The 22674-nt window shown below is 73.0% G+C and carries 24 protein-coding genes; 14 read left to right on the forward strand and 10 right to left on the reverse strand.

Annotation, left to right across the window (positions count from 1 at the left end; genetic code table 11):
• From AB0B86_RS17660 to AB0B86_RS17670, 3 genes are all read right to left on the reverse strand, one after another.
• The coding region (locus tag AB0B86_RS17660; protein ID WP_357413355.1) for a DUF222 domain-containing protein at positions 1-438 on the reverse strand (438 nt) is incomplete at its 3' end.
• 175 nt (positions 439-613) lie between these two features.
• Positions 614-1459 carry a 3-methyl-2-oxobutanoate hydroxymethyltransferase gene (gene panB / locus AB0B86_RS17665; RefSeq protein ID WP_357413357.1) on the reverse strand — a complete coding sequence of 282 codons (846 nt, stop codon included), beginning with the start codon at positions 1457-1459 and terminating at the stop codon, positions 614-616.
• Positions 1460-1663: 204 nt separating this feature from the next.
• Complete coding sequence (locus tag AB0B86_RS17670; protein ID WP_357413359.1) at positions 1664-3421, reverse strand: NAD+ synthase; 1758 nt, start codon at positions 3419-3421, stop codon at positions 1664-1666.
• 258 nt (positions 3422-3679) lie between these two features.
• On the opposite strand from AB0B86_RS17670, the gene glnA reads away from it, so the two are divergent.
• From glnA to AB0B86_RS17690, 4 genes are all read left to right on the forward strand, one after another.
• A complete protein-coding gene (gene glnA, locus AB0B86_RS17675) occupies positions 3680-5029 on the forward strand; it encodes a type I glutamate--ammonia ligase (RefSeq protein WP_357413360.1) in 1350 nt (449 codons plus the stop codon).
• 89 nt (positions 5030-5118) lie between these two features.
• A complete protein-coding gene (locus tag AB0B86_RS17680; protein WP_357070446.1) occupies positions 5119-5544 on the forward strand; it encodes a DUF350 domain-containing protein in 426 nt (141 codons plus the stop codon).
• Positions 5545-5587: 43 nt separating this feature from the next.
• A complete protein-coding gene (locus tag AB0B86_RS17685; RefSeq protein WP_357418628.1) occupies positions 5588-6280 on the forward strand; it encodes a WYL domain-containing protein in 693 nt (230 codons plus the stop codon).
• Between the two features lie 200 nt (positions 6281-6480).
• On the forward strand, positions 6481-6858 hold the full coding sequence (locus AB0B86_RS17690; RefSeq protein ID WP_357413364.1) for a VOC family protein: 378 nt from the start codon (positions 6481-6483) through the stop codon (positions 6856-6858).
• Positions 6859-7005: 147 nt separating this feature from the next.
• On the opposite strand, the gene AB0B86_RS17695 is transcribed toward AB0B86_RS17690, so the two are convergent.
• The gene (locus AB0B86_RS17695; RefSeq protein ID WP_357418750.1) at positions 7006-7467 is read right to left on the reverse strand and encodes a hypothetical protein; all 462 of its coding nucleotides are present in this window, start codon (positions 7465-7467) and stop codon (positions 7006-7008) included.
• Between the two features lie 184 nt (positions 7468-7651).
• Here AB0B86_RS17695 and AB0B86_RS17700 point away from each other — a divergent pair, with 184 nt between their 5' ends.
• On the forward strand, positions 7652-8569 hold the full coding sequence (locus AB0B86_RS17700) for a hypothetical protein (protein ID WP_357418630.1): 918 nt from the start codon (positions 7652-7654) through the stop codon (positions 8567-8569).
• Between the two features lie 33 nt (positions 8570-8602).
• Here the strand turns inward: AB0B86_RS17700 and AB0B86_RS17705 are convergent, their stop codons facing one another.
• A complete protein-coding gene (locus AB0B86_RS17705; RefSeq protein WP_357413368.1) occupies positions 8603-9538 on the reverse strand; it encodes an LD-carboxypeptidase in 936 nt (311 codons plus the stop codon).
• A 103-nt stretch (positions 9539-9641) separates the two neighbouring features.
• Between AB0B86_RS17705 and AB0B86_RS17710 the strand changes: the two genes are divergently transcribed.
• Complete coding sequence (locus tag AB0B86_RS17710; RefSeq protein ID WP_357413370.1) at positions 9642-10409, forward strand: type 1 glutamine amidotransferase; 768 nt, start codon at positions 9642-9644, stop codon at positions 10407-10409.
• Positions 10409-13456 (forward strand): bifunctional [glutamine synthetase] adenylyltransferase/[glutamine synthetase]-adenylyl-L-tyrosine phosphorylase, encoded by a 3048-nt coding sequence (locus AB0B86_RS17715; protein ID WP_357413371.1) that lies wholly within the window; start codon positions 10409-10411, stop codon positions 13454-13456. The genes AB0B86_RS17710 and AB0B86_RS17715 overlap by 1 nt, the downstream gene beginning before the upstream one ends.
• 4 nt (positions 13457-13460) lie before the next feature.
• On the opposite strand, the gene AB0B86_RS17720 is transcribed toward AB0B86_RS17715, so the two are convergent.
• Positions 13461-15065 carry a hypothetical protein gene (locus tag AB0B86_RS17720; RefSeq protein ID WP_357418632.1) on the reverse strand — a complete coding sequence of 535 codons (1605 nt, stop codon included), beginning with the start codon at positions 15063-15065 and terminating at the stop codon, positions 13461-13463.
• 44 nt (positions 15066-15109) lie between these two features.
• Between AB0B86_RS17720 and mptB (AB0B86_RS17725) the strand changes: the two genes are divergently transcribed.
• From mptB (AB0B86_RS17725) to AB0B86_RS17740, 4 genes are all read left to right on the forward strand, one after another.
• On the forward strand, positions 15110-16510 hold the full coding sequence (mptB, locus tag AB0B86_RS17725) for a polyprenol phosphomannose-dependent alpha 1,6 mannosyltransferase MptB (RefSeq protein ID WP_357418635.1): 1401 nt from the start codon (positions 15110-15112) through the stop codon (positions 16508-16510).
• A 14-nt stretch (positions 16511-16524) separates the two neighbouring features.
• Positions 16525-18000, forward strand: coding sequence for a polyprenol phosphomannose-dependent alpha 1,6 mannosyltransferase MptB (gene mptB, locus AB0B86_RS17730; protein ID WP_357418637.1), 1476 nt, complete (start codon positions 16525-16527; stop codon positions 17998-18000).
• 105 nt (positions 18001-18105) lie between these two features.
• Positions 18106-18582 (forward strand): hypothetical protein, encoded by a 477-nt coding sequence (locus tag AB0B86_RS17735; RefSeq protein WP_357413379.1) that lies wholly within the window; start codon positions 18106-18108, stop codon positions 18580-18582.
• A 57-nt stretch (positions 18583-18639) separates the two neighbouring features.
• The gene (locus AB0B86_RS17740) at positions 18640-18963 is read left to right on the forward strand and encodes a hypothetical protein (RefSeq protein WP_357418639.1); all 324 of its coding nucleotides are present in this window, start codon (positions 18640-18642) and stop codon (positions 18961-18963) included.
• 52 nt (positions 18964-19015) lie between these two features.
• Here the strand turns inward: AB0B86_RS17740 and AB0B86_RS17745 are convergent, their stop codons facing one another.
• A complete protein-coding gene (locus tag AB0B86_RS17745; protein ID WP_357413383.1) occupies positions 19016-19552 on the reverse strand; it encodes an SUKH-4 family immunity protein in 537 nt (178 codons plus the stop codon).
• A 228-nt stretch (positions 19553-19780) separates the two neighbouring features.
• On the opposite strand from AB0B86_RS17745, the gene AB0B86_RS17750 reads away from it, so the two are divergent.
• From AB0B86_RS17750 to AB0B86_RS17760, 3 genes are all read left to right on the forward strand, one after another.
• Positions 19781-20314, forward strand: a complete 534-nt coding sequence (locus AB0B86_RS17750) for a sigma-70 family RNA polymerase sigma factor (RefSeq protein WP_357413384.1) — start codon at positions 19781-19783, stop codon at positions 20312-20314.
• On the forward strand, positions 20311-20781 hold the full coding sequence (locus AB0B86_RS17755) for a hypothetical protein (protein ID WP_357413386.1): 471 nt from the start codon (positions 20311-20313) through the stop codon (positions 20779-20781). Before AB0B86_RS17750 ends, AB0B86_RS17755 begins: the two co-directional genes overlap by 4 nt.
• Before the next feature lie 65 nt (positions 20782-20846).
• Positions 20847-20993, forward strand: a complete 147-nt coding sequence (locus AB0B86_RS17760; RefSeq protein ID WP_357418641.1) for a hypothetical protein — start codon at positions 20847-20849, stop codon at positions 20991-20993.
• Here AB0B86_RS17760 and AB0B86_RS17765 read toward each other — a convergent pair whose 3' ends face one another.
• The 3 genes from AB0B86_RS17765 to AB0B86_RS17775 form a co-directional block, all read right to left on the reverse strand.
• Entirely contained in the window at positions 20994-21116 is a 123-nt protein-coding gene (locus tag AB0B86_RS17765) for a hypothetical protein (protein ID WP_357413388.1), read from the reverse strand.
• Between the two features lie 141 nt (positions 21117-21257).
• Positions 21258-22217, reverse strand: a complete 960-nt coding sequence (locus AB0B86_RS17770; protein WP_357413390.1) for a hypothetical protein — start codon at positions 22215-22217, stop codon at positions 21258-21260.
• A complete protein-coding gene (locus AB0B86_RS17775) occupies positions 22214-22579 on the reverse strand; it encodes a helix-turn-helix transcriptional regulator (protein ID WP_357418643.1) in 366 nt (121 codons plus the stop codon). The genes AB0B86_RS17770 and AB0B86_RS17775 overlap by 4 nt, the downstream gene beginning before the upstream one ends.
• Positions 22580-22674: the final 95 nt, after the last annotated feature.

A 22674-nucleotide genomic window follows, 5' to 3' on the forward strand; every position in this document is an offset into this window, starting at 1 on the left:
GAACTGCCCGGCCCACTCGACAAGCAAACCGACGGCCTTGTCGGCGGCAGCGGTGCCGGCGGAGGTCTGGACCGTGTCGACGGTGTCGGCGATGATCCGGGCCTGGTCGACGGTGATGTCGGCGTCGGCCAGCGCCTGTCGTATCGCGGGGTTGCCGGTGTCGAGAGTGGCGGCCAACTCGACGAGGCGGCGGGCGGCGGGGACGGTGAGGTGTAGGCGTTCGCGCAGCCAGACCGCTGTGGAGGACGCGCCCTGCGCGGTGGGCGTGCCACGACCGTCGAGTTCGCGGATCACTGTCAGTTTGACGGCGGCGAGGCGCTGCTCGATGCGGTGCGCGGCGTCGAGCGCGGCGATCAGGTCCTGCTCGGGCAGAGCCCAGGTGGCGGAGCCGGCGCAGCCCAGGACTGTTGCCTCTGCCTGCGCCAACCCCTCCATCATGACCCGAGACTAGAACACCTGTACGACACTTTCAGTCGCCATGATCGATCGATCCAGCCCGGCAACCTGGCCCGGCGGCCATCCGGCCCGGCGGCCATCCGGCCCGGCTACCGCAGGCCACGGATCGTGACGGCCGTGGCCTGCGGTGGCCGTGCACTGGAGTTCGTGGACTGCTCTAGAAGGTGTGTTCGGCGGTCGGGAACTCGCCGCCGCGGACCTCGTCGGCGAAGCGGCGGGTGGCGTCGGTGAGGACGTCGGCGAGCTCGGCGTAGCGCTTCACGAAGCGCGGCGCCTTGCCGGTGCGCAGGCCGGCCATGTCCTGCCAGACCAGCACCTGGGCGTCGGTGTCCGGGCCGGCGCCGATGCCGACCGTGGGGATCGCCAGTTCGTGGGTGATCTGCTTGGCCACCTCACCCGGCACCATCTCCAACACGACAGCGAACGCGCCGGCCTCGGCCACCGCTCGCGCGTCGGCAAGCACCTCGTCGGCGGTGTCGCCCCGGCCCTGCACGCGGTAGCCGCCCAGGGTGTGCTCGCTCTGCGGGGTGAAGCCGATGTGTGCCATCACCGGAATGCCGGCCCCGACGATCGCGGCGATCTGCGCGGCGCAGCGTCGACCGCCCTCCAGCTTCACCGCGTGGCAGCCGCCCTCCTTCATGAACCGGACGGCGGTGCGCAGCGCCTGGGTCGGGCCCTCCTCGTACGAGCCGAAGGGCAGGTCACCGACGACGAGTGCCTGCCGGGTCGAGCGCACCACGGCCCGTACCAGTGGAAGCAGGTCGTCGGCGGTCACCGGCAGGGTGGTCTCGTAGCCGAACACGTTGTTCGCGGCCGAGTCGCCGACAAGCAGCACCGGCACGCCGGCCCGGTCGAAGATCCCCGCCGTGTACTGGTCGTACGAGGTGAGCATCGGCCACCGCTCGCCGCGCTCCTTGGCGGCGATCAGGTCGCGGGTGCGGACCCGACGGGTGGCCGGCCCGCCGTACAGCGCGGTCACCTCGCTCGGAGTGGACTCCACCATCTCTGTCTCCCTTCCTCGAGGCCGCCTGCGCGGTCCCCGGGTTCCGTCGCGATCGTCGCACCGCGAGAGGGGGCGATGGCAGGGCCCAGTGCAAGATGTCACTCCACCGCGCCGCGAGGCCCGCGCCGTGCGGCCCGCGCCGCGCGGCCCCGGCGAGGCGGTGCCGGGCCGTGCCACCGACCCGACACCCCGAGGGGGTACGCCTCAGCCGTGCTCGCGCCACCGGTTGGTGATCGGCAGCCGCCGGTCCCGGCCGAACGCCTTCATGGAGATCTTCGTGCCCGGCGCGGACTGCCGGCGCTTGTACTCGGCGGTATCCACCAGCCGCAGCACCTTGTCGACCACCGCCGGGTCGTGGCCGGACTCGATCAGCCCATCGCGGCCGAGGTCACCGTCGACGTACCCGATCAGGATCGGGTCCAGCACGTCGTAGTCGGGCAGGCTGTCGCTGTCCAGTTGGCCCGGGCTCAGCTCGGCGCTCGGTGGCTTGCCTATCGAGTTCTCCGGGATCGGGGCGGTCTCACCGCGCCGCGCCGCGTCGGTGTTGCGCCACTTCGCGAGGCGCCAGATCAGCGTCTTCCAGACGTCCTTGACCGGGTTGAAGCCGCCCACCGAGTCGCCGTACAGCGTGGAGTAGCCGACCGCCAGCTCACTCTTGTTGCCGGTGGTCAGCACCAGGTGGCCCTCCTGGTTCGACAGGGCCATCAGGATCACGCCACGGACCCGGGCCTGGAGGTTCTCCACTGCCACCCCGGACAGCGACAGGTTGGCCAGGAAACCGTCCACCATCGGCTGGATCGGCTCGACCCGGTAGTCCAGGCCGGTGCGCTTGCCCAGGTCGGCGGCGTCCTCCCGGGAGTGCTCGGAGGAGTGCTGACTGGGCAGCGACACCCCGACCACCCGGTCCGGCCCCAGGGCGTCGACGGCCAGGGCGGCCACCACCGCCGAGTCGATGCCGCCGGAGAGCCCGAGCACCACCGACGGGAACCGGTTCTTGTTCACGTAGTCGCGCAGACCGAGCACCAACGCCTGCCACACCTCGGCCTCGTCGGCCACCGGCTCGATCAGCCCGCCGGTTGCGGCCGGGCCGCTCGGCGCGGCCGGAACGCCGTCGAGGGTGTGGTGCACCACGCGCATGCCGTCCGCGACGGTCTCCGTGGTCGCCGCGGCGGTGGCGGCGGGCAGCTCGACGTCGTGCACGAGCAGGTGCTCGACGAACTGCGGGGCGCGGGTGAGCAGCTCACCGTCGGCGCTCACGATCATCGAGTCGCCCTCGAAGACCAGCTCGTCCTGGCCGCCGATCATGTTGACGTACGCGATGGTGGCGCCCGCCTCGGCGGCCCGGCGGCGTACCAACGGCAGCCGGACGTCGTCCTTGTTCAGCTCGTACGGCGAGCCGTTGATGTTGACCACCAGGCCGACGCCGGCCTGCCGGGCGGCGGCGAACGGCCCGCCGGACTGCCACAGGTCCTCACAAATGGTCAACGCGACGTCCACGCCGCCGACCCGCACCACTGTCAGCGTGTCGCCGGAGACGAAGTAACGGTCCTCGTCGAAGACCCCGTAGTTGGGCAGGTGGTGCTTGAAGTAGCGGGCGGCGACGGTGCCCCGGTGCAGCAGCGCGGCGGCGTTGCGGGCACCCCGGCCCGGTTCGGCGTCCCCGCTGATCTGCGGCGGCCCGTCGGCGTCCAGGTAGCCGACCACCACCGGCAACTCCCCGAGGCCGTCGGCGGCGAGGTCGGCGGCGAGCCGCTCGATGGCGGCCTGGGACGCGGCGACGAAGGAGCGCCGGAAGACCAGGTCCTCGACCGGGTACCCGGTGAGCATCAGCTCCGGGAAGAGCACCAACTGGGCACCGGCATCGGCGGCCTGGCGGGTCCAGCTGCGGACCAGGTCGGCGTTGCCGGCGAGGTCGCCGACGCTCGGGTTGACCTGGGACAGGGCGAGACGCAGGGTGGGCATGCCCTCATCTTGCCCCAGGCTCGACACGACAATCCCCACCCTCCGACGAGATGGCCGCCACGCTGCGGCGGCCACCAGGTGAGGTCGCGGTGGACGCGCCGGCCCGCGGCGCAGCAGGTGCCCGCCGAGCGGGAGGCGAGGGGACGGCGGGCGGCAGTTCGCGTAACGTCTGCGTAACCAGGCCCGGGAAGACTGGGCGATCAGGTCGGGCGCAGCCCGACCAAGGCGGACAAAAGAGTGTCGCGAGGGGTTGGGGAAGTGGACCGTCAGCAGGAGTTCGTCCTCCGGACGCTGGAAGAGCGGGACATCCGGTTCGTCCGGCTGTGGTTCACGGACGTGCTGGGCACGCTCAAGAGCGTTTCGGTGGCGCCGGCCGAGTTGGAGGCGGCCTTCGAGGAGGGCATCGGCTTCGACGGCTCGGCGATCGAGGGTTTCGCCCGGGTCTTCGAATCGGACATGGTGGCCATGCCCGACCCGACGACCTTCCAGGTGTTCCCGTTCGAGGGCGGGGTCAGCGGCGAGAGCGCCCGGATGTTCTGCGACATCCTGCTGCCCGACGGCGGCCCGTCCTGGGCCGACCCCCGGCACGTGCTGCGCCGCGCGCTGTCCAAGGCCGCCGAGAAGGGCTTCACCTTCTACACCCACCCCGAGATCGAGTTCTTCCTGCTGGAGAACGGCCCCCAGGACGGCTCGGTGCCCATTCCGGTGGACACCGGCGGCTACTTCGAGCACACCACCCACGCGGTGGCGCGTGACTTCCGCCGCCAGGGCGTGCTGGCGCTGGAACGGATCGGCATCTCGGTGGAGTTCAGCCACCACGAGGTCGCCCCCGGCCAGCAGGAGATCGACCTGCGTTACGCCGACGCGCTGACCACCGCCGACAACATCATGACCTTCCGGCACGTGGTCAAGGAGGTGGCACTCTCCACGGGTGTGCAGGCCAGCTTCATGCCGAAGCCGTTCACCGACCAGCCGGGCAGCGGCATGCACACCCACCTGTCTCTGTTCGAGGGCGAGCGCAACGCGTTCCACGACAGCGGCGACCCGATGAAGCTGTCCAAGGTGGCGAAGTCGTTCATCGCCGGCCTGCTGGTGCACGCCCGGGAATACACGGCGGTCACCAACCAGTGGGTCAACTCGTACAAGCGGCTGTTCCCGCAGGCCCTGCCGGACCGCATCACCGAGAGCCCGGCGTACGTCTGCTGGGGTCACCTGAACCGCTCCGCGCTGGTGCGGGTCCCCGCGTACGGCAAGCCCAACTCGGCTCGCGTCGAGGTCCGCTCACCGGACTCGGCGGCCAACCCGTACCTCGCCTTCGCGGTGCTGCTCGGCGCCGGCCTCAAGGGCATCGAGGAGGGGTACGAGCTGCCGCCGGGCGCCGAGGACGACGTCTGGTCGCTGACCAGTGCCGAGCGGCGTGCCATGGGGTACGAGGCGCTGCCGGAGAACCTCGCCGAGGCGATCGACGTGATGGCGGAGTCCGAGTTGGTCGCCGAGGTGCTTGGCGAGCACGTCTTCGACTTCTTCCTGCGCAACAAGCGGGCCGAGTGGGAGCAGTACCGCCGGGAGGTCACCCCGTACGAGCGGCAGCGTTACCTGGCGCTGTGATCGTCGGGGGCTGACGCGGTTGCGCGCTGCCGCTATCGTCTCGATCACCGCGCCGGTACCCCTCCGGGCGGAGAGTCGGGAGGCAGTCGGTGCTGGAGGATCTGCTCAGCGGTGCCTGGCAGAGCGTCGTGTTCGGGATCGTCGGCGTGGGGCTGATGGCTGCCGGTTTCGGCCTGGTCGACCTGCTCACCCCCGGGCGGTTGCGGGACCTGATCTGGGTCGACCGCAACGCCAACGCGGGGCTGCTGCTGGCCGCCAACCAGCTCGGCATCGCCGGGATCGTCTTCACCGCGATCCTGACCAGCTACAGCGACTTCGGCCGAGGGCTCGCCTCCACTGTGTTGTTCGGGCTGGTCGGGTTGGCCATCATGGCGTTGGCCTTCGTGGTGCTGGACCTGCTCACCCCGGGCAAGCTCGGTGAGGTCATCTGCTCGCCGGAGCCGCACCCGGCGGCCCGGGTCAGCGCCGCCACCCACTTCGGCGCGGCGCTGATCGTCTGCGCCTGCATCGCCTGAGCGCGGTCCGGGCTGGTCGTACCCCGGCCGTAGCGTGTCGGGAATGAACCGCACGGATCGTCTCTACGCGCTGGTCGAGGAGCTGCGGGCGGTGTCACCGAGGCCCCGCAGTGCCCGCTGGTTGGCAGCGCGCTTCGAGGTGAGCAGCCGGACCATCGAACGGGACATCGGCGCTCTCCAGGAGGCCGGGGTGCCGATCTGGGCCGAGCCCGGGCGCATCGGCGGCTACGTGGTGGACCGCACCCGCACCCTGCCGCCGGTCAACCTGACCGCCGCCGAGGCGGTCGCGATGGCCGTCGCGCTGCACCGACTCGCCGGCACCCCGTTCGCCGGGCCGGGTGGCACCGCGCTGCGCAAACTGATGGCGGTGCTGCCGCCGGCCGACGCCGTCGAGGCGCACCGGCTGGCCAGCCGCGTGCACCTGATCGGCGACGGGCCGACGACTCCCGTCCCGGCTGTCGTCGCCGACGCGGTCGCCGCCCGGCGGGCGCTGCGCATCAGGTACGCCGACCGGGCCGGCGTCGACTCGGTCCGTGACGTCGAACCGCTCGGCTACCTCGGCAACACGCAGCACTGGTATCTGCTCGCCTGGTGTCGGCTGCGCGACGAGCTGCGGTGCTTCCGCACCGACCGGATCCGGAGCGTCCGGGCGCTGCCCGACGTGGTGTCCCGCGAGTTGCGCCGGGACGACCTGGACATCCCCCGCGGACGGGCCCGTCCGCTGAGCCTGGTCTGAGACACGCCGAGCCGGGCGTTTCGCAGGACATGTCGGGCCGGCTGGCCGGGCCCGGCCGGGTGGCCGGCGTGCCGGGTCTGGCCAGGCGGAAACCCCGTCGGGTGATCTGGAAACACCGACAGGACGGTGTCGCGGAGGCCCCAGAGACTGCTCCGAGAAGACGGCCGAACAGCCGGCCTGGAAAACCTTGGAGGCAGCAGATGTCCACGACCCCCATCACCTGGTTCGAGATCGGCACCGACCGGCCCGAGGAGGCGGAGCGTTTCTACGGGGAGCTGTTCGGCTGGACCTTCGAGGAGCAGGGATCGGCAAACGGTGGGTCCTACCGGGTGACCGGTGCCGGAGGCGACACCGGCATCGGCGGAGCGATCCGGGCTACCGACGGGACGTCACCGAACTACGCGATCTTCTACGCCGAGGTCACCGACGTGGCGGAGGCCTGCCGGCGGGCCGAGGCGGCCGGTGGCAAGGTGTTGGTGGCGGCGCGCACCACACCGGCTGGGCTCGCCCTCGCTCACCTGCTCGACCCGGCCGGCAACCACCTCGGCGTGTTCTCGCCGCCGCCGGCGCAGAGCTGACGCCCCAGCGCCCCGGCGGTCGGTCCCAGGCGGGCCTGGCCTGGAGGTGCACGGGGTGATCGACTCGGTTTCGCCGAAACCGGGGTGTCCGAGCGCCTTGGGCACCGCCGATTCCGTGAAACCGAGTCGATCAAGTCCCGGCCGGGCTTACTTGCCGGGCGTACCCGCCGGACCGCCGTGCTGGCCCCACCCGCGGTGACCGCCGGCCCCGGGGAAGACGCCGGCCTCGACGGCCTTGGTGATGGCGTCGGCCTGCTCCTGGGTGAGCTTGCCGTCCTTGACGGCCTGGTCGAGCCGCTCCTTGAGGGCGGCCTTACGGTCCTCGCCGGTGGGGCGCTGTGGCCGATCGGCCGGCCGGTGCTGCTCGCGGACCTTCTCCAGGGCGGCGGTCACCTTGTCGGTGGGCACGCCCAGCTCCTTGGCGAGTGCCTCGGCGAACTCGCCCTGCCGGTCGGCCTTCGCACCGGGGGCCGGGGCGCTGCTGGCGCTCGGCGCCGGGGTGGGGGTGTCCGCGGCGAAGGCGATGGTCGGGGCCGCGATCCCGACGCCGAGGACGCCGGCGGTGGCCAGGCCGGCCAGCAGGTGCTTCCTACGGATGGTGCGGGACATGCTGTCCTCCAGAGGTTCGGTCATCGTGCGCTGTCATCGCCGACGGTGACCGGACAGCCTGGGTGCGAGCCGTGGCGATCCTGTCAGCGGGCTGACAATCGCGGCGGGCGGGAGACGAAATCGGTTGTGCCGTCGCTGGCCGACCGGTCAGGGTGGGCGATCCGCCAACGGAAGGACACAGCACGTGACGACCGTCGAGATTCGGGAGATACCGCTCGCCGGGGCGGGTGCCGGCCCGTACGGCATCACGGTTGGGCCCGACGACGCGTTGTGGCTGACGCTTGTCCACGCCGGCGCGATCGCCCGCCTGGGCGTCGACGGCGCGGTCCGGACCTATCCGCTGGACCCGGCCGGCGGCCGCCCGTTGATCATCACGGCCGGTCCGGACGACGCGCTCTGGTTCACCCGCTCCGGGGACGACCGGATCGGTCGCCTCAGCGTCGATGGTGACCAGCGCACCATCGCCCTGCCCGCCGGCACCGGGCCGGGCGGCATCGCCACCGGAGCCGACGGCGCGCTCTGGTACGCCGGGATGACCTCCGACACGATCGGCCGGGTGAGCACCGACGGCACGGTCACCGCGTTCCCGTTGCCGGTGACCGGCGGGTTCCCGTCGATGATCACCGCTGGCGCGGACGAGGCACTCTGGTTCACCCTCAACCAGGCAGACGCGATCGGCCGCATCGACCTCGACGGTCGGTCACGCTGCACCCGCTGCCCACCGCGAACGCCGGTCCGGTCGGCCTCACCCTCGGCGCCGACGGTGCCGTCTGGTTCGTCGAGATCGCCGCCGGTCAGCTCGGGCGGATCGCCCCGGACGGCCGGATCGTCGAGTTTCCGCTACCGGACCGGGCGGCCCGTCCACACGCCATCGTGGCCGACCCGGCCGGCGGCGCGTGGTTCACGGAGTGGGGTGCCAACCGGATCGGTCACCTCGGCCCGACCGGCCGGATCGAGAGCTACGACCTGCCCACCCCGAACGCCGAACCACACGGCATCACCCGTACCGCCGACGGCGTCTGGGCCGCCCTGGAGTCCGGTGGAGTTGCCCACCTGCCCCGGCCCGCCTAGCTGCTCAGGAGGCCCGGGCCGGCGGACCTGACGCGAACCTCCTGAGCGTCGGGGCACGGCCTGGCTACTGGACGGCGGGGGCGGCCGTCAGGGTGTTGGTGTCGGTGTCCAGGGTTGCCGTGGTGCCCACCGGGACCGTCAGTTGGCCGTGCCCGTGGCCGATGGGCAGGCCGCCGAGCACCGGTACGCCCAGGTCGCCAAGGCTTTCGGTGAGGACGTCGACGACGGTGGTGTCCCACTCGTCGCCGCAGTCGGTGAACTGCCCGACCGCCACGCCGACCAACCCGTCGAGCGCGCCCGCCCGGCGCAGGTGGGTCAGCATCCGGTCGACCTTGTACGGGGGTTCCTGCACGTCCTCGATCAGCAGCACCGCACCGGTCAGGTCGGGCAGGTCCGGGGTGCCGATGGACGCGGCGATCATGCACAGGTTGCCGCCGAGCAGGGTGCCGGTGGCGCGACCCGGGACGCGGACGCCGAAGGTGTCCTCGGTGGGCAGCGCGGTGATCGACACCGGTTCGGTGGTCATCAGCGCCGCGTGCAGGGATTCGGCGGAACGCAGTGGGGTCCGGTCGTCGCGCCAGGCCACCCCCGGGCCGTGCACCCCGGCCAGCCGGGCACCTCGCCACAGTGCGAACTGCAACGCGGTGATGTCCGAGAACCCGGCCACCACCTTCGGGTCGCGGCGGACGGCGGCCATGTCGATGGCGTCCACGATCCGTTGGGCGCCGTACCCGCCCCGGGTGCAGATCACCCCGCGGATCTCCGGGTCGGCGAAGGCCGTGTTCAGGTCGGCGGCCCGTAGGTCGTCGGTGCCGGCGAGGTAGCCGTGGCGGGCGTACGCGTTCGGTGCCGGCACCGGCCGCAGCCCCCAGCCGATGAGCAGCTCCATCCCGCGGGCCACCCGCTCCGGCGAGGTCGGTCCGGACGGTGACACGAGCAGCACCGTGTCACCAGGTCGCAGCACGGGCGGGCGGACGGTGGCCATGTCCTCGCTGATCACAACCGCAGAGCCTAGCGACCCCGCCGGAGCCCGGACCGGCGCCCGGCGCCGGCATCGCGGTGGCGGGGGTGGCGCCCGGCGGTGCACCGGTTAGCCTCGACGGGTGGCAACCGCGCTGGTGATCGAGAACGACCCGACGGACGACGCGCGCCGGTTGGGTGAGTGGCTGACCGAGGCGGGGCTTGAGCTGTCGGTGGTTCGTCCGCACGCCGGCGACGCCCTGCCCGCCGACCTGGAGGGGTACGCGGCGCTCGTGGTGCTCGGCGGCGACCAGCAGGCGTACCCGCTGCCGGACGGCTCGCCCGGCGCACAGTGGTTCCCGGCCGTGGAGGGCCTGCTGCGCAAGGCGGTCCGGCACCGGGTGCCGACCCTGGCCGTCTGCCTGGGCGCGCAACTGCTCGCCACCGCGCACGCCGGGCTGGTCGAGCGCAGCCCGTCCGGGCCGGAGATCGGCCCCGGTGTGGTCGGCCGGCGCGACGCCGCCGAGAACGATCCGTTGTTCCGGTACGTGCCGTTGATCCCGGACGTGCTCCAGTGGCACGCCGACGAGATCACCGAACTGCCCCGCGGCGCGACCCTGCTGGCCGCGTCCACCCGCTACCCGCACCAGGCGTTCCGGCTCGGTGACCGGGCCTGGGGCCTCCAGTTCCACATCGAGTGCGACGCCGCGATGATCGCCGACTGGGCCACCGACTCGACCCAACTCGCCGAGCTGGGCTACGACCCGGAGCTTGTGGTCGCGGCCTGCGCCTCGGTGCTGCCCGACATCGAGGAGGTCTGGCAGCCGTTCGCCGCCCGTTTCGCCGCGCTGGCCCTCGGCGAGCTGGACGACAGCACGATGCGGCGCGGCCTGCCGCTGCTCGGGCACTGATGAGCCGGCCGACCAGGGCACCGGGCCGACTCGCCCGGTACGGCTTCGGCACCGCCGAGGGCGACGGCGGCGCCCGCGCCGCGGACCTGCTCGGCCCGGCCGGGCTGCGGCTGTGGCGGCCGGAGGAGCAGGAGCCGGCCGACGAGTCGGCCGGGGAGTTGCTCGCCGCGCTGTCCCGGGCCGCCGACCCGGACCTGGCGCTGCGGCAGCTGCACCGCATCGTGGAGGCCGAGCAACGCCTTCGCGGCGACGGTGCCGAAGGCCGCCAGAGCGCCGGCGGGGTCGAGTCGCCGCTGCTCGCGGAGCTGCACACCGACCCCGGGTTGCGGCGGCGGCTGGTCGCTGTGCTCGGCGCGTCGGCGGCGCTCGGTGATCACCTGGTGGCCAACCCCGACCACTGCCTGGCGCTGCGGACCGCCGCGGACGGGCTCGCGCCGGTCGCCGAGGGTCGACTGGAGCTGACCGGCGGCGACAACCCGGTGGCGGCGCTGCGAACCGCGTACCGGCTGGCCCTGCTGCGGATCGCGGCGGCCGACCTGACCGGCGGGCGCGGCCTGGAGCAGACCATGGCGGCGCTGTCGGCGCTTGCCGACGCGACGTTGGCCGCGGCGTACGAGATCGCCGTCGCCGAGCTGGCCGACGGCACCGAGCGACCCCGGCTCGCGGTCGTGGCGATGGGCAAGTGCGGCGGCGGCGAGTTGAACTACGTCTCCGATGTGGACGTCATCTTCGTGGCGGCCGAGGACGCCGACCTGCCGGCGGCGACACTGGTGGCGACCCGGCTGATCCACATCTGCGGGCTGGTCGCCTGGCCGGTGGACGCCGCGCTGCGACCCGAGGGCAACCGGGGTCCGCTGGTGCGCACCCTCGCCAGTCACCTGGCCTACTACCGCAGGTGGGCGCGTACCTGGGAGTTCCAGGCGCTGCTCAAGGCCCGCCCGGCCGCCGGTGACGTGCCGGTGGCCCAGGAGTGGATCGACCAGCTCGCGCCGCTCGTGTGGCGGGCGGCCGAGCGGCCCGAGGCGGTCGAGGACGTCCGCGCCATGCGCCGCCGGATCATCGACCACATCCCGCCGAAGGAGCTGGAACGCGAGATCAAGCGCGGCCCCGGTGGCCTGCGTGACATCGAGTTCGCCGTCCAGCTGCTGCAACTCGTGCACGGCCGGGTCGACGAGACGCTACGCGAACCCGGGACCATCCCGGCGTTGCGCGCGCTCGTCGCCGGCGGCTACGTCGGTCGGGCCGACGGCGAGGCACTGCTGCGCGGCTACCGCTTCCTGCGCAGCGTCGAGCACCGCCTGCAACTCCAGGCCCTGCGGCGTACCCACACGGTGCCGAGCGAGCCGGGCGCGTTGCGGTGGCTCGCCGCCGCGCTTGGTTTCACTGCCACGCCGGGGCACAGCGCCGTGGAGAGCTTCCGGGCCGAGTGGGTCACCCACGCCACCGAGGTACGCCGACTGCACGCCAAACTGCTCTACCGGCCGCTGTTGGAGTCGGTGGCCCGGGTGCCCGCCGACGGGTTGCGGCTCACCCCGGAGGCGGCCCGGCACCGGCTGGAGATCCTCGGCTTCGCCGACCCGGCCGGGGCGCTGCGCCACCTGCAGGCGCTCACCGGCGGGGTGAGTCGCACGGCGGCCATCCAGCGGACCCTGCTGCCGGTGCTGCTCAGCGAGTTCGCCGACGCGCCGGAGCCGGACCGGGGGCTGCTCAACTACCGCAAGGTCTCCGACAAACTGGGCAGCACCCCCTGGTATCTGCGGCTGCTGCGCGACGGCGGCCCGGTGGCCCGACGGTTGGCCCGGGTCCTCGCCCTGTCCCGGTACGTCGCCGACCTGCTCGCCCGGGACCCGGAGGCGCTGCGGCTGCTGGCCGAGGAGAACGAGTTGGCCCCCCGCCCGCCCGAGGTGCTCCGGGAGGGGTTCCTCGCGGCGGCGGCCCGGCACACCGACCCGGTCGAGGCCACCCGCGCGGTGCGTGCGTTGCGCCGTCGGGAACTGGTCCGGGTGGCCTGCGCGGACGTGCTCTGCCGGGCCGGCGCGCTCGCACCCAGCCCGAGCCGACCGGACGGCGCGAACCGGCCGGCACCGGGGCTCGCCGACATCACCCAGGTCGGCACGGCCCTCGCCGACGTTACCGACGCCACCCTCGCCGCCGCGCTGCGCGCCGCCCAGGCCAGTCAGCCCGCGCCGCCCGGGCTGCGGTTCGCGGTGATCGGCATGGGACGGCTCGGCGGGTACGAGTCGAACTACCTCTCCGACGCCGACGTGCTCTTCGTCTACGACCCGCCCGCCGGGGCCAGCGAGAGCGACGCCAGCGCCGCCGCGCACGCGATCGCCGAGGAGTTGCGCCGGCTGCTCGGGGTGCCCGCCCCCGACCCGCCGCTCGGCGTCGACGCCGACCTGCGTCCGGAGGGCCGGCAGGGTCCGCTGGTGCGCAGTCTCGCCGCGTACGCGCAGTACTACGCCCGCTGGTCGCGGGTCTGGGAGGCGCAGGCGCTGTTGCGCGCCCGGTTCGTCTGCGGCGACGCCGACCTGGGTGCCGAGTTCGAGACGATGATCGACCCGGTGCGGTACCCGGCCGACGGGCTGACCCGTGAGCAGGTCGTCGAGATCCGCCGGATCAAGGCCCGGGTGGAGACCGAGCGGCTGCCACGGGGCGCCGACCCGGCCACCCACACCAAGCTGGGCCGGGGCGGGCTCGCCGACGTGGAGTGGGCGGTGCAGCTCGTCCAGCTCCGGCACGCCGGTGCGGTCCCGAGGCTGCGCGGCACGCGTACCCTCGATGCCCTCACGGCGGCCGAGCGGGCCGGCCTGATCGACCCGGCGGACGCCGCGGAGATGGCCGCCGGGTGGTCCCTGGCCGCGCAGGTCCGCAACGCGTTGATGCTGGTCCGGGGCCGGGCCGGCGACCAGCTTCCCCGACACGGGGTGGAGTTGGCCGGGGTGGTCCGGCTGCTCGGGCGCGACGACCCGGGGGAGTTCCTCGACGAGTACCTGCGCACCGGCCGCCGTTCCCGCGCCGCCGCCCAGCGGGTGCTGGAGTCGTAGGGCGTCAGCTGCCGAGGGTGTACTCGCCGGGGCGGGGCACGGTGACTGCGGTCCAGTCCCCGTCGGCGGTGACAGTGGCGCCGCCGGACGCGACAAGCCACCGGCTGTGCCGGACCCGGACCGCCACCCGGCCGGCGCTCGGGGCCCGGAAGGTCACCGCCGCGCCGTCGGCGCGGATCAGCTCGGCGGGTGCGGCGACAAGCGGCGTCGGGTCGGCCACTGCCCAGACCCGCCAGTGCGGGCCGGACCAGACCGGCGTCAGGTAGGGCAGGCCGGCCTCGACCAGTTCCGCCTCGGCCCGCCCCACCCAGGACAGCGGGGCGTCCGGCAGCGCCACGTACTGCACGGCGTTCTCCGCCAGCCAGGCCCGGTAGCTGCTCGCGGTCAGCGGTGTGCCGGTACCGGCCGCGCCGGGCACCGTGGTGAAGAACAGCGGGTTGCGGTCGATGTCGGCCTGCCGCAGCCACCCCCGGGCCAGCGGCACCTCACCGAGCCGGGCCGCCTCCCAGTAGTTGCGGGTCGGCGGCACCTCGACCCGGCCGGTGAGCCGTTGCCCGGCCAGGAACGCGCGCAGCGGCGCGTGGTAGCCGGGGGCGCTCGTCGGGTCGCCGATGCCGCGCAGGTCGGCGGGGACCGCCGGTGGCTGCCACACGCAGACCGCCACCAGCAGCACGGTCAGGCCCACTGCCGGGCGCAGCCGAGCCAGCCGGGACCGCCCCCCAGGGGTGGCGCGCCGGGCGGACCTGCGGGCCAGCCGGTCGGCGAGCCAGCCGGGCGGGCGGGCGGCGGCGGCCAGCACCGGCAGCGCGAACATCGTCACCAGCCGGGTCGCGTTCAACCCGACCGGCGTGTGCACGAGGGCGGCGGCGAGCACCCCGGCGGCCGAGAGCAGCGCACCGAACCGCACCGGCCGGTACGCCACGAGCGCCGCCACCACCAGGCTGGTCAGCACCGCACGCACCGCGTCGGTGCGGCTGATGTTCATCCAACCGCCGTCGCCGAAGAGCAGCGCCGTCGCGGCCAGCGGCACCGCCGCCGCGACACCGAGCGCCAGACCGTCGGCGTACCGGCGGGTCACCAGCAGCGCGACGCCCGCCAGGCCGACGAACAGGCCGGCCACCGGGCTGGTCGCCGACGCCAGCAGCGCGCCGGCCGCGGCGAGCGCGAGCCGCCGATTCTGGGGTACGCCCCGAGTCAGCGCCGCCAGCGCGGCCAGCCCGAACGCGACACCCAGGGCGTACGTGACCCGGCCGGAGACCAGGTTGCCGGCAAGCGTGACAACCCCGACCAGGCTGCCCAGCAGCGGGCGGGGCACCGGGCCGCGGACCAGCAGGGCGGCCAGCGCGGCGGCCGACGCCACGAGCGCCAACGCACCGGTGACCCGCACCCCGAGCACTGCCATCACCGGCTGGGAGAGCAGGCTGTAGCCGAACTGCTGCACCCCGGCGTACCAGCGCAGATCGACAGGGGTCAGGCCGTGGGCCGCGAAGAAGTCCGCCCGGGCCACCTGCGCGGCGAGATCCGACCCCATCAGCGGCAGGGCCAGCCAGAGCGCGCCGAGCACGACTGCGGAACCGGTGGTCACCGCCACCACCCGACTGCGCCGCATGCCCACCTCCGTACCGCGACCACCGTACTGGCAGCATGTCCGGCGTGCCTCACCACCTCGCGCGTTGGACCGGCCTGGCGGGATCGGCGTTGCTCGCCGTCGCCGCGTTCCTTGGCGGCGCCCTGCCCGACTCCCCGCTGCGGCCGACGCCGGTCAGCATCTGGCAGGGCCCGCACGGTCCGCTCGTCATCGCCGCCTGGCTGGTCGGCACCGTGCTGCTCGGCTACGCCTGGTGGGCGCTGCGCGACTCGGTGCCGTCGACCCGCTGGGCGCTGACCACCGTCGGGCTCTGGCTGCTGCCGCTGCTGATCGCACCGCCGCTGGCCAGCCGGGACGTGTACGCGTACGCCTGCCAGGGGGCCAGCTACGCCGCCGGGATCAACCCGTACGAGCAGGGCGTCTCCGCGCTGCCCTGCCCCTGGCTGGACACCATCTCGTTCATCTGGCGGGACACGCCCGCGCCGTACGGGCCGCTGTTCGTGGTGCTCGCCGGCGCGGTGGTGAAGGCCACCGGCTCGCTCACCGGCGCGATAGTGGTGTTCCGACTGATCGCGCTGGCCGGGGTGGCGTTGACCGCGGTCAGCCTGCCGGTCCTGGCGCGACGCGTCGGCGTACCCGCCGAGCGGGCGGTCTGGCTCGCGCTGGGCTGCCCACTGGTCGCCGTGCACCTGGTCTCCGGCGCGCACAACGACGCCCTGATGGTCGGTCTGCTTGTCGCCGGGCTGGCGGTGATCGCCTCCCGGCCGGGCCGCCCCGGCCCACTGCTCGCCGGCGGGGCGCTGCTCGGGCTGGCCGCCGCGATCAAGGTGACCGCGCTTGTCGTGGTGCCGTTCGCGGCGCTGGCCGCGATCGTCGGCGGGTACTCGGTCCGGGCGCTGATCCGGCACGGCGGGTGGGTGGTCGGCGGCGCGGCCGCCGTGGTGGTCGGGGTGACCTTCGCGGCCGGGCTGGACTTCGGCTGGGTCGGCGGGCTGGCCCGCGGCGGTGACGTGATCGCCTGGACGTCGCCGTCCACAGCGGTCGGGCAGACGGTCGGCTACCTGGCGGTGCCGTTCGGCGCGCACCTCGACGCGCTGCCGGTCACCAGGGGAATCGGCATGGCGGTGCTGGCGCTGGTGCTGCTCTGGCTCTGGTGGCGGGCCCGCACCCGGGAGCCGCTGTGGTACGCCGCGTTGGCGCTGGCCGCCACCGTCGCCCTCGCGCCGCTGTTCCACCCCTGGTACTGGATCTGGCCCCTCGCGGTGCTCGCGGCCACCGCCCGGCGGACCGGATGGTTCACCATCGTCGCGCTCGTCGCGTCGTTCCTGGTGCTGCCCGACGGCACCGGCCTGGCCCGGTTCACCAAGACGGTCGGGGCGCCGCTGATGACGCTGTTGGTGATCGTGTTTGCCGTCTGGTTGGTACGGTCGGCTCGGGCGGCCCGTCAGCCGGTCGCCGCCGACTGAGGGAAGGTGCGCCGGTGACCGCTCCCGGCGCACCGCCACCCGACGCGCCGCCGCTGGTGGCCCGCGCCGCCCGGTACGCCGGGCTGGTCGGCGCGGTGCTGCTCGCCGTCGCCGGACACCTCGGTGGGGCGCTGCCCGACGCCCCGCTCGGCGCGACACCGGAGTCGATCTGGCGCGCCCCGGGCGGCCCGGCCACGCTCGCCTGCTGGCTGGCCGGCAGCGCGCTGCTGGTCGGGGCGTGGTGGTCACTGCGCGGGGGAGCTCCGTCGACCCGTTGGGCGTACGTCACCGCCGGACTGTGGGCGCTGCCGCTGCTTGTCGCACCGCCGCTGGGCAGCCGGGACGTCTACTCGTACGCCTGCCAGGGCTGGACGTACGCGCACGGCGTCGACCCGTACGCGGTGGGCGTGGCGGCGGCGGGCTGCCCGTGGCTGGACGCGGTGGCACCGATCTGGCGGGACACCCCGGCACCGTACGGACCGGTGTTCGTGCTGCTCGCGGCGCTCGCGGTGAGTGTCGGCGGTGGGCTCACCGGCACGATAGTGGCGCTGCGGGTGATCGCCGTGGCGGGGCTGCTGCTGGGCGCGCTGAGCCTGCCCGGGTTGGCGCGGGCGGTCGGCGTACCGACCCGGCGGGCGGCCTGGCTGGCGCTTGCCGGCCCACTGGTCGGGGTGCACCTGGTGGCCGGGGCGCACAACGACGCGGTGATGCTGGGCCTGCTGCTGTCCGGGCTCCTGATCGTGGTCCGCCGACCCTGTCGGCCGTGGGCGTTGCTGGCGGCCGGGGTGCTGTTGGGGTTGGCGGTGACGGTGAAGGCGAGCGCGGTGGTGGTGGTGCCGTTCGCCGCCCTGGCCGCGGTCCGGGGCCGCCCCACCGTACGGTCGCTGGTGCGCGACGGGGGTTGGCTGGCCGGCGGGTCGCTCGCCGCGCTGCTGGTCTCCTCGGCGGTGTCCGGGCTCGGCTTCGGCTGGGTGGGCGGGTTGACCCACAGCGGTGACTCGGAGCAGTGGACCTCACCGCCCACCGCCGTCGGCCTGGTGGTCGACTACGCCGGCGCGCTGGTCGGTCGGGACCCGCAGGCGGTGCCGGTGTTCCGGACGGTGGCCCTGCTGCTGCTCGTCGCGGTGCTCATGGTGCTCTGGTGGCGGGCCTGGGCGGCCCTGCGGGCATCGAGTGATCCGGCCCTGGCCCGCCCCCGGGTCGCCCTGCGCGGCGCCGGCCTGGCCCTGGCCGCCACGGTCGTGCTGTCCCCGGTTTTCCACCCCTGGTACGCGACCTGGCCGTTGGCGCTGCTCGCCCTCAGCGCCGGGCGGACGAAGTGGTTCGTGCTGCCGGCCGCGGCGGCGGTCTTCCTCGCCCTACCGGACGGCACCAACCTGGCCCGCTTCACCAAGGCCCCCGGCGCCGTGGCGATGACCGCCCTGCTCCTGATCCTGCTCCCCACCGTCCTCCCACCCCTCCTCCGGCGCAGGCAGCACCGATCGCGCTGATCATGAGGTTGGCGGTCGCCTGGAAACGCCGTCCTTGACACCCGGCGGTGCGATTCCTACCTTTGTCGCTCGTGAGCTGGGGCGGGGAGACTGGCGTGTCAGGCCATGAATAGCGTCAGGTTGGCGGAGGCGCTCGGCTACCGAGTCGGCGACCTACTCATGATCTCGGCCGAGGCGTTCGACGCTCGCGTCGTCGGGACCACACCCCAGCACCTGCTCATCGACTGGCCGTGGTGGACGGCTGACCCCGAATCGGCCAACTCCTGGGACGGCACTATCGGTCTTCCTCGCGACGCCGATGACTACGGCTGGCACAACACGCCGTGGCGACTGGAGCCCGACCCCTCCGAACTCCACACCGGTGACCCCTGCTTCGTGGGCATCCCACCCACGACAGTGCGAATCACGTCCATCGAGAAGTACGAGCCTCCGGCCGACTTCGGATTCCTACCCCGGCCTGACTACGTACTTGGGGTGGTGCCTGTCGACGCGACCCTGGACGAAGAAGCGGGCTACGTCCTCTACCTCAACAGCTACCCACTCGACATCGAAGTCCTTCCGAACCCCGCCCAACTGACCTGAAGCGTCCAGTGCCCGGACCGAGAACGTTGGCCGGCCAAGGCCCAGTAGCCTCGGCTCGTGGGCGATCGTCAGCAGTACCTGCGTTATCAGGAAGACCGGACCGCGCTGGCGGCAATCGGTACTGATCTGGATCGTCAGGTTGGTCGGATCAGCGTGCGGCTTCCTCGATCTCTGGCGGAGTTGGCGATCGGTGCCTGGAACCGCGAAGAACCGCATGATGGTGGTGAAGAAAGCCGCGAAGAGTACGAACTGCGTGATGCTGCTGCTGAACTGGCCTTGATCGGCCTCGCGATCAGCGAGCGCGGCACGTGGGAGGGTGAGCAGGTCGCCGTCGAGCTGGATGTCGTCCAGGTCGCCGCGGCATTGCGAGCTGCTCAGTAGTCAGGCCGCCCGGGCGGCGGGCATTGGCGTTACACGCGCGACATCCGTCCGATCAGTAGAGCCACCGGTCGAGCACCCCGGGCCAGAAGTGGGTTGTGTGGTCGCCGTCGCCGAACGCGGGCGGGTCAAGGTCCCTGATGCGTGCCAACAGGTCGGCGAGCTCCGCGAGCGCCTGCTCTTCGGCCTGTCCGTCCTCGTCCCAGCGGTCGACGGCGGTTGAGCTGGTCAGCCAGCTACCAACCAGGTGCAGCGAACACAGCCACTGGATGATCGTTGAGTTGACGAACCCGGCGCTGCCGTCCGGCGACCATATTCGCACCTCACCGGTCCCCGGCGCGGCACCGTACACCCAGCGCGCGTTGTCGTCGGAGTTCGCCAACCGGTACATCGTTGGCTCTTCGTCGAATGACACCGCACTGACGAGGTCATCGATAAGCGGCACGCCACAGGAGACCAGCGCGGCCTTCTGCTGCTCGGGAAGCCGCCACGTCGCCACGTCCCGTTCGGTGGCACGCACCACCCGCCCGGTACCAGCCCAGGCCGTGACCGCTTCGAACGCAGGAGGCACCGGAAGATCGTCAACAGGCACGCCGGTGAGGGTAGTCCGGGCAGGCTCTCAAGCGCTCCGCTTGACGGGTTACGCGGTCCCCGATCCGCTGGCTGCCGACTGTGCACCTCCGGCCGAAGACGCGGATGCGGCACCATCCGCCTCTGCCGAAGAAGCGCACCTCACCGCGCCGCGGGCGGGGGCCGTGAACCAGATCGGTCCGCCGGGCGACTGTCATGGGTGCGGCAGGTCGTACGGATAGGGGGCGATGTGGATCGGGTCGGACGTGATGCGCTGCTGGTGGTGCGCGCGCAACTCGGAGACCGGAGGGCGCTGGCAGAACTGGTCGGGCATTGGCACGACCCGGTGTGGCGGTATGTGCGGCGCATGCTCGACCGGCCGGACCAGGCAGACGACGTGAGCCAGGACGTGTGGGCGGGTGCGCTGAAGGCGCTGCCACGTCTACAGCGGCCGGAGCGGTTCGCGCCGTGGCTGTTCACCATCGCCCGGCGTTCGGTGATGGACCACCTGCGGGAGAAGTACAGCCAGGCGGACCCAGTCGACGGCGACGGGTCCGGCGACGACGATGTTTCGGCCGTGTTGGACCGGGCGCAGGTGGCCGAGGGTCTGGCTGGGTTGCCGGTCCACGAACGCGAAGTGCTGATCTTGTTCTATCTCCATGACCTGGCATTGGAGGAGTGCGCGCAGGTGCTACAGATTCCGCCGGGAACGGTCAAATCCCGGTTGTTTCGGGCACGGCGGCTGTTGCGTGACTCACTGGTCGAGAAGGGGTATTCGTCATGACCGAACGACCTGGATACACCCCGGACCACGTCGTACGGGGGATGTCACTGCCGCGCCGCGTCGGTGTCCTCGTGGCCGGACTGGGCGGCCTGGCCGGGTCCACGACCATCGGCCTGTTGTGGGCCACCGAGCCCAAGGCGTTGCCGGCGGGGACCCAGCTCGCCTTCGCCGCCATGATTCTCATTGGCGTGACCTGGGTGGGCATCGCTGGCTGGGCGTTGGTCCGCCGCCCACTGTTCGCGGCGGATCGGGTGATCACAGGCTGGCTCGCGGTCATCTTCAGCACACTCACGACCGTCAGCACTGTCGCGATTGCAGTCACCCGCACGAGCACCGCCGGTGTCCTGGCCGCTGGGGGCCTGGGCCTGATCCCGATCGTCGTCTCGAGCACGATGCTGATCCGCGCCCGGGCCTACCGTGCGGCCCTGCTCGCCCGCAAGCGCGACCTGGAAGGCCACCAGCCATAGGCGGGCACGCGATCGATGCTCAGCCAGGCCAGATGACACCTCACCACACCGCAGAGGGAGAAACCATGAACGCACGCAAGCCCGCTCCCATCGGCCCGCTGGCCCTGGCCCTGCGCCATCTTCGACCCGAGTCCGCCGGCCGCCGTGTCGCCGGACTCGCCGTGGTCTTCGCTGTGGCCCTGCTGGCCGGTATCGCCCTACTCCTACGCTGATCACTGACGTGCGGCCACCAACTCAACGACGGCGGCCGACGAGTGCGAGTCGTACGCCGGCCAGGGCTGGACGTACGCGCGGCGGCCGGCTGCCGCGCTCGCGGTGAGCCTGGCCCGGTTCACCAAGGCTCCCGGAGCCCTGGTGCTGACCGCCCTGCTCCTGCTCGCTCTCCGCAGCGCCCGGCGGTCCTGTCGATCTGCGAACGCCCCGCCAACATCATGACCAACTCGTGGTTTGCCTCAGGATCGCGCGCCGCAGGTGGGTCAGCCGCGGTCGGCGCGCCTGGTGCCGGAGGTCAGGCGGATGCGCACGAGGATGGTCAGGAGTAACACGGCGGGTCCGGCCAGCGCGACGGCGATGCTGCTCGCGGCCAGCGCCGCGAAGCTGACGCCGCCGCGGATCGGGTCGATGGCATCGCCAAGGGCCGGCACCGCCAGGAAGGCGGCGGGGGTGAGCAGCGTGACCAGCGCCCAGCCGCCGCGGGTGTCCCCGCCGAGGGCCAGGCCCGTGGCCAGCAGGGCCCCGACGACCAGCAGCAACCCGCCGACGGTGGGCAGCAAGCTCAACGCGGTGTAGCCGTAGTAGCCGAAACCGTCGTCCAACCCCACCAGAAGTTCCGTTGCCGCCACCGCCGTCACAGCGGACAGCAGCGGCGCGAGGCGGATCGCCGTCACGGGCCGGTCGGGCAGGGCCAACGCCAGTAGGCCGAGAACGACCTGCGGCAGCAACACGAACAGCGGCGGCCGGAACGCGTCGAGCACCGCGGCCAGCGGTGGCAGCGCCAGCGTGAGCAGGAGGGCCAGGACGATGGCCAGCCGGGCGACCCGGCCCGGCGCGACGGCGGTGGCAATCGCGGCCAGCAGCCAACCCGCCCAGGCGATGACACCGATCGAGACGAACGGGCCGACGTGGGGTACCAGCCATTCCACCGGCGCCGGATCCAGCTCTGCCGAGCCCCAGACACCGGCGAGGACGCTCGCGGTGACCATGGACAACCACGCCGCGAGGCGTACCCCGGGAATCAGGCTGGCGACGCCTGCGGCCCGCAGCCGCTGGCGCGCGCCACCGCGCAGGAGGTCCGCGGCGTCCGCGGGCGAGGGCCAGCGACGACCCGGCTCGGCCAGGTCCAGGTAGGTGCCGACGATCTCGGCGCCGCGCGAATGCCGGTAGTCGGCGGGGTACGCGCGCAGCAGCCGCAGGTAGCGGCGCTCCAGCTCGGTCATGCCAGCCCTCCGGCCACGCGCGGGGTGGTCGGCCGGGCGGCACGGGCGCGCCGGGCCAGCCGGGCGGTGGCGGCCTCGACGTTGCGTCGCAGCCGCTCGGTCTCGGCGGTCAGGGTGGCGTCGCCGGCGGGGGAGAGCCGGTAGTAGCGGCGCAGTCGGCAGTCCACCACCTCCTCCCTGTCGACAGCGACCAGACCGGCGTCGACGAGCCGGTCGAGCGCGCCGTAGAGGGTGCCGGGGCGCAGCGTCACCCGCCCGTCGGACAGCGCGGTGACCTCGCCGATCAGCCCGTAGCCGTGCAGCGGCCCGCCAGCGAGCGCGGTGAGGATGAGGAACGTGGGTTCCCGCAGGGGAGTCTCCATGGCCGTAATATAACGGACGCGAAGGTATTACGGGGGGCGGCAGGTCAGCGCGTCGGGACCGAAAACGGCCGGGCCGGCCCCGCTGTCCGCGGAGC

The sequence above is a fragment of the Micromonospora sp. NPDC049047 genome (genome assembly GCF_040649135.1).
Lineage (GTDB): Bacteria > Actinomycetota > Actinomycetes > Mycobacteriales > Micromonosporaceae > Micromonospora.

Excerpts from the sequence above, each read along its gene's own strand:
- AB0B86_RS17735 (WP_357413379.1), top strand. The coding sequence starts at position 18,106 with ATGAATAGCGTCAGGTTGGCGGAGGCGCTCGGCTACCGAGTCGGCGAC.
- AB0B86_RS17715 (WP_357413371.1), top strand. The coding sequence starts at position 10,409 with ATGAGCCGGCCGACCAGGGCACCGGGCCGACTCGCCCGGTACGGCTTC.
- AB0B86_RS17685 (WP_357418628.1), top strand. The coding sequence starts at position 5,588 with ATGAACCGCACGGATCGTCTCTACGCGCTGGTCGAGGAGCTGCGGGCG.
- AB0B86_RS17770 (WP_357413390.1), bottom strand. The coding sequence starts at position 22,217 with ATGACCGAGCTGGAGCGCCGCTACCTGCGGCTGCTGCGCGCGTACCCC.
- panB (WP_357413357.1), bottom strand. The coding sequence starts at position 1,459 with ATGGTGGAGTCCACTCCGAGCGAGGTGACCGCGCTGTACGGCGGGCCG.
- AB0B86_RS17755 (WP_357413386.1), top strand. The coding sequence starts at position 20,311 with ATGACCGAACGACCTGGATACACCCCGGACCACGTCGTACGGGGGATG.
- AB0B86_RS17670 (WP_357413359.1), bottom strand. The coding sequence starts at position 3,421 with ATGCCCACCCTGCGTCTCGCCCTGTCCCAGGTCAACCCGAGCGTCGGC.
- AB0B86_RS17690 (WP_357413364.1), top strand. The coding sequence starts at position 6,481 with ATGTCCACGACCCCCATCACCTGGTTCGAGATCGGCACCGACCGGCCC.
- AB0B86_RS17720 (WP_357418632.1), bottom strand. The coding sequence starts at position 15,065 with ATGCGGCGCAGTCGGGTGGTGGCGGTGACCACCGGTTCCGCAGTCGTG.
- AB0B86_RS17760 (WP_357418641.1), top strand. The coding sequence starts at position 20,847 with ATGAACGCACGCAAGCCCGCTCCCATCGGCCCGCTGGCCCTGGCCCTG.
- AB0B86_RS17695 (WP_357418750.1), bottom strand. The coding sequence starts at position 7,467 with ATGTCCCGCACCATCCGTAGGAAGCACCTGCTGGCCGGCCTGGCCACC.
- AB0B86_RS17775 (WP_357418643.1), bottom strand. The coding sequence starts at position 22,579 with ATGGAGACTCCCCTGCGGGAACCCACGTTCCTCATCCTCACCGCGCTC.